At 42.4% G+C, this 9,446-nt stretch carries 13 protein-coding genes; 8 read left to right on the top strand and 5 right to left on the bottom strand.

Annotated elements, in window-relative coordinates:
* Together BIV59_RS23945 and BIV59_RS16930 are read right to left on the bottom strand one after the other, a co-directional pair.
* The coding region (locus BIV59_RS23945) for a hypothetical protein (protein ID WP_205684400.1) at positions 1-242 on the bottom strand (242 nt) is incomplete at its 3' end.
* A gap of 38 nt (positions 243-280) precedes the next feature.
* Complete coding sequence (locus BIV59_RS16930; RefSeq protein WP_071352634.1) at positions 281-601, bottom strand: DUF4870 domain-containing protein; 321 nt, start codon at positions 599-601, stop codon at positions 281-283.
* A 164-nt stretch (positions 602-765) separates the two neighbouring features.
* On the opposite strand from BIV59_RS16930, the gene BIV59_RS16925 reads away from it, so the two are divergent.
* The 3 genes from BIV59_RS16925 to BIV59_RS16915 all read left to right on the top strand — a co-directional run bounded on the left by BIV59_RS16925 (position 766) and on the right by BIV59_RS16915 (position 3,583).
* The gene (locus tag BIV59_RS16925) at positions 766-1,548 is read left to right on the top strand and encodes an undecaprenyl-diphosphate phosphatase (RefSeq protein ID WP_276205152.1); all 783 of its coding nucleotides are present in this window, start codon (positions 766-768) and stop codon (positions 1,546-1,548) included.
* 91 nt (positions 1,549-1,639) lie between these two features.
* On the top strand, positions 1,640-2,773 hold the full coding sequence (locus BIV59_RS16920) for an amidohydrolase (RefSeq protein ID WP_071352633.1): 1,134 nt from the start codon (positions 1,640-1,642) through the stop codon (positions 2,771-2,773).
* A gap of 252 nt (positions 2,774-3,025) precedes the next feature.
* Positions 3,026-3,583, top strand: coding sequence for a GNAT family N-acetyltransferase (locus BIV59_RS16915; RefSeq protein ID WP_071352632.1), 558 nt, complete (start codon positions 3,026-3,028; stop codon positions 3,581-3,583).
* Between the two features lie 287 nt (positions 3,584-3,870).
* On the opposite strand, the gene BIV59_RS22925 is transcribed toward BIV59_RS16915, so the two are convergent.
* Positions 3,871-4,035: a DUF2639 domain-containing protein gene (locus tag BIV59_RS22925; protein WP_083392226.1), complete on the bottom strand. Its 165-nt coding sequence runs from the start codon at positions 4,033-4,035 to the stop codon at positions 3,871-3,873.
* A gap of 63 nt (positions 4,036-4,098) precedes the next feature.
* Positions 4,099-5,175, bottom strand: a complete 1,077-nt coding sequence (locus BIV59_RS16905; protein WP_071352636.1) for an undecaprenyldiphospho-muramoylpentapeptide beta-N-acetylglucosaminyltransferase — start codon at positions 5,173-5,175, stop codon at positions 4,099-4,101.
* Positions 5,176-5,467: 292 nt separating this feature from the next.
* Here BIV59_RS16905 and BIV59_RS16900 point away from each other — a divergent pair, with 292 nt between their 5' ends.
* Positions 5,468-6,823, top strand: coding sequence for an MATE family efflux transporter (locus tag BIV59_RS16900; protein ID WP_071352630.1), 1,356 nt, complete (start codon positions 5,468-5,470; stop codon positions 6,821-6,823).
* Positions 6,824-6,890: 67 nt separating this feature from the next.
* On the opposite strand, the gene BIV59_RS16895 is transcribed toward BIV59_RS16900, so the two are convergent.
* Positions 6,891-7,664 carry an SDR family oxidoreductase gene (locus tag BIV59_RS16895; protein WP_071352629.1) on the bottom strand — a complete coding sequence of 258 codons (774 nt, stop codon included), beginning with the start codon at positions 7,662-7,664 and terminating at the stop codon, positions 6,891-6,893.
* 174 nt (positions 7,665-7,838) lie between these two features.
* Here BIV59_RS16895 and BIV59_RS16890 point away from each other — a divergent pair, with 174 nt between their 5' ends.
* The 4 genes from BIV59_RS16890 (at position 7,839) to BIV59_RS16875 (ending at position 9,446) form a co-directional block, all read left to right on the top strand.
* Positions 7,839-8,081 carry a spore germination protein gene (locus BIV59_RS16890; protein ID WP_071352628.1) on the top strand — a complete coding sequence of 81 codons (243 nt, stop codon included), beginning with the start codon at positions 7,839-7,841 and terminating at the stop codon, positions 8,079-8,081.
* Positions 8,082-8,093: 12 nt separating this feature from the next.
* Entirely contained in the window at positions 8,094-8,336 is a 243-nt protein-coding gene (locus BIV59_RS16885; protein ID WP_071352627.1) for a spore germination protein, read from the top strand.
* Between the two features lie 45 nt (positions 8,337-8,381).
* Complete coding sequence (locus BIV59_RS16880) at positions 8,382-8,876, top strand: CS domain-containing protein (RefSeq protein ID WP_071352626.1); 495 nt, start codon at positions 8,382-8,384, stop codon at positions 8,874-8,876.
* 87 nt (positions 8,877-8,963) lie between these two features.
* On the top strand, positions 8,964-9,446 hold the full coding sequence (locus tag BIV59_RS16875; RefSeq protein WP_071352625.1) for an Hsp20/alpha crystallin family protein: 483 nt from the start codon (positions 8,964-8,966) through the stop codon (positions 9,444-9,446).

The raw sequence follows: 9,446 nt of genomic DNA, 5'->3' as shown, positions 1-9,446 counted from the left end.
AAAAGCGAAAGCGCCTGATTCAAAGGATCAAAGACTAAGAACGCCGCGTCCTGCGGCAACGTCTTCGTGAGGCTAGGCGCTGCAGCTGGATTGAATAAAAAGCGGAAGCCTCTGTTCAAAGGATCAAAGATTAGAACGCCTCGCCCTGAGAATGCACCTTCGTGCCCCCGCCCCTTGAACTCATATTTTATAAAAGTCGCAAGAAAAAAAAGTTCGTTAATGAACACCGGCAAAACATACACAAAAAGGCATCCGGCAATGCGGACACCTTTTATGATTTTTACAGAATGCGGAATATAACCGGAATCTTATATTCTAAGCCCTCATATGACTTAACTGCCGCAATGATGGTAAAAACAAAAGCCGCTATCCCTATCACCGGCAGGGCAATAAATCCTATGAACACCAGGCAAAGCACCCCGGCGGCAACTGTATAAATCGTATAGGAAATCAGAAAGTTAAAATACTCCCGTCCATGATAATCAATGAACTTAGAAGAATCCTTCTTTATCAGCCAAATAATCAATGGCCCTATGAAAACAGTAAAAAAACTGGCAACGTATATAAGCGCAGCCAATGATCTTTCATCACTTGACGGCATTTCCCTCTCCTCGCTTTCTTTATGATATTATACGCAAAAACTGTAAATAAGGCTTCATATTTTTCCAGACTCCTCCTTTTTCTTAAAAATCAACATGTTCTTTTTTTGGGAGACATATGTATGGATAAAAGGTTGTACAAAGTATCTTCTTATGAGGTGATGGTTTGTTAAATGGATTTCAAGCTTTAATACTAGGTATGATACAGGGATTGACGGAATTCCTTCCCATATCAAGCACCGGTCATCTGTATTTAGGAAGGCACCTCTTTCACCTTGATGAAGCCGGCATTACACTCGATACCATGCTCCACATCGGCACACTGCTTGCCCTTATCGCGGTGTACAAAGAGGATTTGTTTGCTTTAGTGAAGAAGCCCTTTTCCAAATTGACACTGTTGCTTATCGCAGGCACGATACCCGCTGTATTTGCAGGACTGCTGCTGGGAGACTGGTTTGATGAGCTTTCAAAAACAGGAGTGACCATTGGATGGGAGTTTCTTGCGACAGGATTGATTTTATGGCTTGCAGACAGTTCCAAGGAAGGCAAAAAATCGATCAGCCAAATCACTGTAAAAGATGCCTTCCTCATCGGCAGTTTTCAGGCTGCTGCGATCATGCCTGCATTATCCCGCTCAGGACTTACAATAGCTGCAGGATTATTATGCAAGCTTGACAGAGCAACTGCAGCTTATTTTTCTTTTCTTCTATCCATCCCTGCAATAACGGGCGGCATTGTGCTGCAGATCAAACCTGTTTTATTGGGACAGGCTGAGTATCTAAGCTTTCCAGCCCTTCTTGCCGGCACCCTTTCATCAGCTATTTTTGGATACATTGCTGTAGTATGGATGATAAATTATTTAAAAAAAAGATCCTTGAAAGTTTTTTCCATCTATGTATGGGCCCTAGGCGGGCTGATTTTACTGCTCCAATTTACGGGTGCCTTCTGAACGGGTTGGGGCTGCCAGAATTCCTCCTAAACAGGATACAGATTTTTTGCTGTTTTAAGAGGATTAAAATATATGTAGGAAAGGAGAAAAAATGTCTATACTTTTTCAGAATGCCATTGTCCATTCTGTCACCTCCCCTCCTTTGCAGGGAGGAGACGTATATGTGAGGGATGGAAAGATACAGGATATCGGCCATTCACTTGAGCAAAAGTACAGCCATTATGCCCTTACAAGAATCGATTGCAGAACCATGCATCTTTTCCCTGGATTAATCGATGTTCACACACATATGGGGCTATACGATGAAGGCACAGGCTGGGCTGGCAATGACGCAAATGAAACCATCGAGCCGCTCACCCCCCAAATCCGCTCCATTGATGGGGTATATCCTCTCGATACGGCCTTTACTGATGCAATTTCAAGCGGAATAACAACTGTTCAGGTGCTGCCTGGAAGTGCCAATGTAATTGGCGGGACTACATCTGTTATTAAGACTTTTGGAAACAATATTACCAAGATGCTGGTCAGGGAAACCTCCGGCCTTAAGATTGCACTCGGTGAAAACCCTAAGAGGATTCATAGTTCCTCAAGCAATGATTCCATAACAAGAATGGGGATTATGGGAATGCTCCGGGAGGCATTTTCTGAAGCAAAACACTGTGATAATCCCGATACATTCAGGGCTGCCCCGATCATTAAGGCCTTAAAGAGGGAGATCCCAGTCCGCATTCATGCACACAGGGCAGATGATATTTTCTCTGCCATTCGTTTTGCTGAAGAATTCGGGCTTGATTTAAGAATTGAACACTGTACGGAAGGACATTTGATAGCAGATGAACTGGCGGGCAGGCAGCTCAAAGTATGCGTCGGACCGACTCTTACCCGGAGATCCAAAGTTGAACTGAAGAATAAAAGCTGGAAAACGTATGAAGAATTGACTAAACGGGGTGTCGAGGTCTCCATTACCACGGACCATCCTTACACCCCGATCCAGTATTTGAACATATGCGCTTCCCTTGCCGTCCGGGAAGGTCTGTCTATTCAAAAAGCAGTTGAGGGCATAACCATTCTTGCTGCAAGAAATCTGGGACTGGAAAAAAGATTAGGGAGCATCGAGGCTGGAAAAGATGCCGATTTGGTTCTTTGGACACACCACCCTTTCCATTATCAGGCAAAGCCATTTATCACCATGATAAATGGAGAAATTGTATTCAAAAAAAAGTAGAAATTTGATGAAAAAAATAGATAAAAACCTATTTTCAAATTCATTTTTTTTTAGTATTATACCTTCGTAAGGTATTTTTTTTTGAATATATTGCTTAAAAATAAAAATAGGGAAGGCAAATGGTGCGCCACCGGTTTCCGGTTCTAGTGGGTTCGATTCCCACCCCGAAATTTTTTGATGCATTACTTAAAAAATTTCGAGGGTGAGAGCAGAGCAGATGCTTGGAATCTGCCCTCAAGCGGAGGGACGGAAATGTTAAAAAAGAGAGATTTTACTGATTGTCATCCTCTTTACGAGTTGATTACGCATCCAGATGTCTTCCCTTTCGTGCGCCAAAAAGTTGATTCATATGAAGAATATGTATTCGTCACAAAGCAAACGATGGAAGCTGAAGAATCGGGCCATTTGATATCCCGCACCATAACCGATGAATGGGAAAATCCGATTGGTACGATATCCCTTTTTGATGTACAGGATTCTGCCGGTTTTCTTGGGACCTGGCTTGGCAAGCCCTACCATGGAAAAGGTTATAATGCCATGGCAAAAGAAGCCTTCTTCAATGAGCTTTTCTTTGAACTGAACATTGAAACTGTGTACATGAGAATCCGCAAAAAAAATCTGCGTTCTATTGGGGCTGCCGAAAAACTCCCATATGCAGTCAAAGCCAACGAATCAAGGAAATACATGTATGATGCCATTAACGAAAACGGCGATATTTTTGATTTGTATGAAATTCCAAAGGATTTGTACACCCTTCATATTCTAAGAAAGCAGCAGGATGATGATTCACAGCACCTGCTTGAAGCATAATTATATAAGTTCGCTGATGTAACACCAATAGGGGATTGGCAAATGTGCCAGTCCCCATTTATTTTTCTCCTCAGCAATTATCACAGACCGAATACGCAGAAAAAAACACGGAAGTCTTCTCCAGGAAGAAAAATCAGCCCGGGAGGCTTCTGTGTTTTTTTATTTTTCATTCAGGCTATTTTCTTAAAAATTGCTGTATTAATGAGCGCGAACCCAACGTTAAAACAGGCTGTATGGAGCGGAATTCAGCGGCCTGGATCCTGGAACAATACGAAAACAGCCTTCATTTATAAGCTGGAACTTTTTCTGTCACTCTCAATCAATTCTTCGTACAGCTTGCGGACCACATAGGTTTTGTAGGATTCGAGCTTTCTTCTTTCAACAGGATGCTTTGTAATCCCTTTTGCTTTTAATTGAGTCAAAAACCAGCCTTTTGAATATTTATAGGCCAATAGCATCTACCCCCTCATGCGCGTTTTACAAGATATGCGCATGAGGGGGGTTTCATGTATGTTCTAGCGGTTTTTCATCATGCCGTTAAGCAGTTCATACATTTCATGAGCGGTTTTAAAAGGACGCTCTTTTTTCATTTTATCTTTATACAGTGCAGACTTCTCCTGTAAGGTATGGAGTGCAGCTTCAAAATTTTGATATGTTGCGTCTTCTTCCTGCAGTACCTTCGAGAAGCCTTGTTTTTCAAAGCTTGCGGCATTGAGGATTTGATCTCCCCGTGAGGCTTGTGCGCTTAAAGGAATCAGCAGCATCGGCTTTTGGAGGCCGAGAAATTCAAAAATCGAATTGGATCCTGCTCTTGAAACGATCACATCAGAGGCAGCCAGCAGGTCGAAAAGCTCTTCATGGACAAATTCAAATGGGCAATAGCCTTTTCTTTTCAGATCCTCCTTCACATTTCCTTTTCCGCAAATATGGATAATCTGATAGGAATTCAGCAGTTCATCAAGATTTTCTGTTATCAGATTATTGATCTTCACTGCCCCGAGGCTTCCTCCCATTACCAAAAGCACGGGCCTGCTGCTGTCAAAACCGCAGAATATCTTTCCTTTTGCTGCATTTCCCTTAAAAATGCCATCCCGTAAAACGGCTCCTATGTACATGGCTTTTTGCTCCGGCAGGTTAGCGGCAGTCTCCTGGAACGTTGTGAAAATTTTAGACGCAAATGGCATGGCAATTTTATTGGCAAGCCCTGGAGTATAATCTGATTCATGAATTAAAATCGGGATTTTCAGCATTTTACCTGCAAGGACAACAGGAACTGAAACAAAACCTCCCTTTGAAAATATGAACTCAGGACGGACTTCTTTTAAAATTTTTCGTGCATCGAAGATTCCCTTGATCACTTTAAAAGGATCTTTCAGATTTTGAAGAGACAGGTATCTTCTTAGTTTTCCGACAGCAACGGTACGATAGCTGATTTGAGGAAATTCCTTCTCAATGATAGATTTTTCAATCCCCTGCTCTGATCCAATATAGGTTACATCCCAGCTGTTTTCTATAAATTCAGGGATGATGGCAGCATTGACCGATACATGTCCTGCTGAACCTCCGCCCGTAAAAACGATTTTCTTTTTCATTGATTTCACCTTCCGCAACCAAAAATGTTTTCCCTTCATATTACCACAGTTGAAGCCGGCTGAAATGGCGAATCTTGAATTTTCTTTTGTCAATATAAGCAAAGCGGGAAAAGAAATTAAGGGACGCACCAGGTTCTGAATTGGAACAAGTGCCTCCCTCACTGCCTTTCCTTCCTGCCATATTTAAAATAATTACCTCCCGCAGACTAAGCAATCTTCAACAGACTCTATCAATTCAATGAAAAAATGTTATAATGCTATCATTCGCAAAAATGTAAATCGAGGTAACAGCATGAAGCAAACTTATACAAAAGCAGAAAAATTCCGCCAGCTGCTAGTGATACTCCTCCCTATCCTTGTCACTCAAATGGGCATGTACGCAATGAATTTTTTCGATATCATGATGTCTGGCAAATATAGCACTTCACATGTAGCAGGTGTTTCTATAGGGAGTTCCTTATGGGTCCCGGTAAACACAGGGCTAAGCGGGATATTGCTCGCCATTACACCTATTGTTTCCCAATACATCGGCTCGAAAAACCATAAAGCAGTCCCTGTTTCAGTCATTCAAGGAGTGTATTTATCTGCTTGTATGGCCATTATCATAACAATCATCGGCATGTTCGTCCTGGATCCTGTCCTCGATGGCATGAGTTTGTCTCCTGCTGTCAAAGAAGTGGCGCACGATTATCTTGCAGCTCTTGCACTGGGCATCCTGCCGCTTTTTATGTACAATGTCCTTCGATCATTCATCGATTCACTGGGCCAAACAAGAATTTCCATGTTCATTACTCTTTTTTCCCTGCCGATAAATGTCCTGTTCAATTACCTCTTAATTTATGGGAAATTTGGTTTTCCTGAGCTCGGGGGCGTCGGTTCGGGTTATGCAACAGCCATTTCCTATTGGATGATTTTTTTCATTGCGGTGATTGTCGTTCACAGGATGCGGCCTTTTTCCGGATATAAAGTATTTCAATCTTTTCCAAAAGTATCGTTTGCACAGTGGCGGATGATTCTGAAAATCGGCATGCCCATCGGATTTTCGATTTTCTTTGAAACCAGTATCTTTTCTGCAGTGACACTGTTCATGAGCAACTATGATACAATAACGATTGCTTCTCACCAAGTGGCAATTAATTTCGCTTCTTTCCTTTACATGCTCCCGCTCAGCATTTCGATGGCACTGACCATCATCATAGGCTTTGAGGCCGGTGCCGGCCGTTATAGGGATGCGAAAGAATACAGTCTGATTGGAATTTCCTCGGCACTATTCTTGTCATTGCTATGCGCGTGCATCATTTTCTTTTTCAGGGAAAACGTTGCTTCCCTTTATACAAACGATTCCGTCGTCATGAAAATGACTGCACATTTTTTAATTTACGCAATCTTTTTTCAGATTTCAGATGCTGTGCAGGCACCTATTCAGGGAATTCTCCGGGGTTATAAAGACGTCAATATTACATTCATCATGACACTTGTGTCATATTGGATAATCGGCCTTCCAACTGGATACCTTTTTGCTCATTATACGGCCCTTGGACCTTTTGGATATTGGATCGGCTTGATTGCAGGACTGGCATTTGGAGCCGCCGGACTGACAAGCAGGCTCCTTAACCTGCAGCGAAAAAAAATCGCCGGGCGCGGATAAATGTTAAAAGAATTTTGATTCAAGAGAGTATCACAAATGAAAAAAGACTCCGCCGCGGAGTCTTTTTTCATTTGTGGAATATTTTAGCAAGGACATCCTTGCCTCCCGTAACCGGAATGATGCTTCCTGTGATAAAGTCTGATTGATGATCGCAAAGGAAACGGATGACCCGTGCAAGGTCCTGCCCTGTGCCAGGCCTTCCGACTGGAACCGTATCATCAGAAATGCCCGCTGCCTCAATGATATCTTTTTCTTTCCATTCCTGGGTAATGTCTCCCGGACAAACCATATTCACCGTAATTCCATATGGAGCTTCTTCAAGTGCCAGGGTTTTGGTCAATGAAGTTAAACCGCTTTTTGCTGCTGCAAAGGCAGAACGGTATATCCAAGCAGGTGCTGTATCACTTCGCTCAAAACCAAACGATATCACTCTTCCCCACAAATTCTTCCTCATGCTGGGAATGATTTCTTTTGCCATATAGAAAAATCCGTTCAAGTTTCCGTTCATAAGATAATTCCATTCCTCGCTCGTGTAATCAGCCATCGGTTTGCGCTCTTGAATATATGGGCCGGCATTGTGGATAAATATATCTATTTTGCCGAAATTCTCTATAACTGCTCCCACAGCCCTGGCACAATCCTCTTCAATCGAAGCATCCGCTTGTATTGCCATGGCCCGGACGCCAAAGGAGGCAGCGATATCTTCCATTACACGTTCGGCTTCTTTCCTGCTCTTCCTGTAGGTTATGATAACAGCTGCTCCTGAGCCTGCAAGCATATAGGCGGTCTTTTTGCCGATGCCTGTTGCTCCCCCGGTTATTAACGCTACTTTTCCATCCACAGTAATACCTCTTCGCTTAGTGACTTTTCTTATAGTTTATTATACATAAAAATTTTTCATTCTCTACTTTTAATGGTTTTCTCCGGCATATTCCGTTTTCTTCGTCAGCCGTATATTAACCTATAGGCAAAGGTCAGCATACGATAACACAACAAAGAAAAAGGATGTGCGGAGATGCAGACCGTGATTAACATTTACAGCCTGAAGATTAATAATATTTCAAGCAACGGAAGTATTAACATTGGGGAATCACTTCATAATTCACCCACTGCCAATACCAAGTCACAGGGCCAAAATTCTTCTTACGGTGATTTTGCCCCTCCACACGCAGTCATGGAAAATGTCTTTATCGACCCTGACCTAAACGATCAAGGTGATGTTTTGGATTCAACACCAGTAGTTTCCAGCCAATTGTAAAGGATGAATGTGATGCCTCAGCAAATAAATATATTTAACATCAAGACCAACAGCATAACCACAAATGCGAATTTTGACATAGGGCCTACTGTCCATAATAGCCATACCTCGAACTTTAAAATCATTGGAGGTAATTTTTCTTTCGGAGATATATCTCCTGCAGGTTCAAGCATGGCAAACGGTTTTTGGGATCCGGATTTCAGCGATCAGGACCAAATTGCCAACCCATCCATGCCGATCACAAGCCAGTTGTAAGAAGGCAAAACAAGAAATGCCGGCAACGGAAGAGAGGAATTCATAATGTTTCCCTGGAATATGCTTTTCCCTTTTCAAAAAAACCAGACTGATTCTTTAAAAAACATGAAACCGCAGGAAATTCAATCATTCATTGATACATTATTTTCCCAGGTGATTCCTCAGAATATGAAAGGAATGATGAACCCTGGGCAAAATGATGGCGGAGGAGGTTTCCCGCCGTTTGGCCAGTCTCCTCAGCCTGCTTCTGCAGAGAGAAAATCCCCTCTTGGCGCAGAGGTATTCGAAACACATACGGATGTGTATGTCAGGATACCCGTAAAAGATCCCGAGTGGCTGAAAAAAATCAGGATTTTTCATACCTCTAATCAATCCATCATCGAAGGAATACCAGAGAATGATGACAAACATATCATTACCCTTCCGGCAATTGTAAAGAAAAAAGGAGCCTCTGCTCATTTCAAGGACCATACATTGGAAATTAAATTGCAGAAAAACCTGGATTTGCAGTACTCAGAAATAGACGTCTCCGAAATTTAATGGCGGCGTCCTTTTTTATCTTTTATTCTGAGATAAGCCCTGTGAAAATATAGTATTAAGAGCACCCGCTTGAAAGGTGGTCATAGTATGGATATGGATAAAATTAAGCAATGGATTGAAATCTCCCAGTCCTATCAATCCGAACAGTTCTGGAAGCAGGTTTTCTCACAAAAAACTGCCGCCGAAAACACGTCTGCAGATAAAAGCCGCACAATGGATGGCCCCCTCAATACTGAAAGTGAATGGCCCATATATGATCTTTTCCTGTTTGGGGAGGTTATGACAATTACCATTGAGCTGGCCGGGATTCACAGAGAAGATATCGAGCTTTCCCTGAAGGATGACATTCTGGCCATAAGGGGCAGGATCAGGTCCATTCAGGAGAGAATTCATTATTACGTGAAGGAACGGAAGCATCAGCAGTTTGAAAGATTGATTAAATTGCCTTATCTCCCTGAAAGAAATACCTTTCAATCTGCCTTCCAAAATGGTCTGCTTACAATTACCTACAAAATCCCCCCTCAGGAAGAGCCGGTGAAGATCGATATACAGCCGGCCAATGAGAAGTAA

The sequence above is a fragment of the Bacillus sp. MUM 13 genome (assembly GCF_001866725.1).
Taxonomy (GTDB): domain Bacteria; phylum Bacillota; class Bacilli; order Bacillales; family DSM-1321; genus Peribacillus.
Note: the sequence above shows the minus strand (reverse complement) of the source record. Positions and strands in the feature narration are given on the sequence as shown.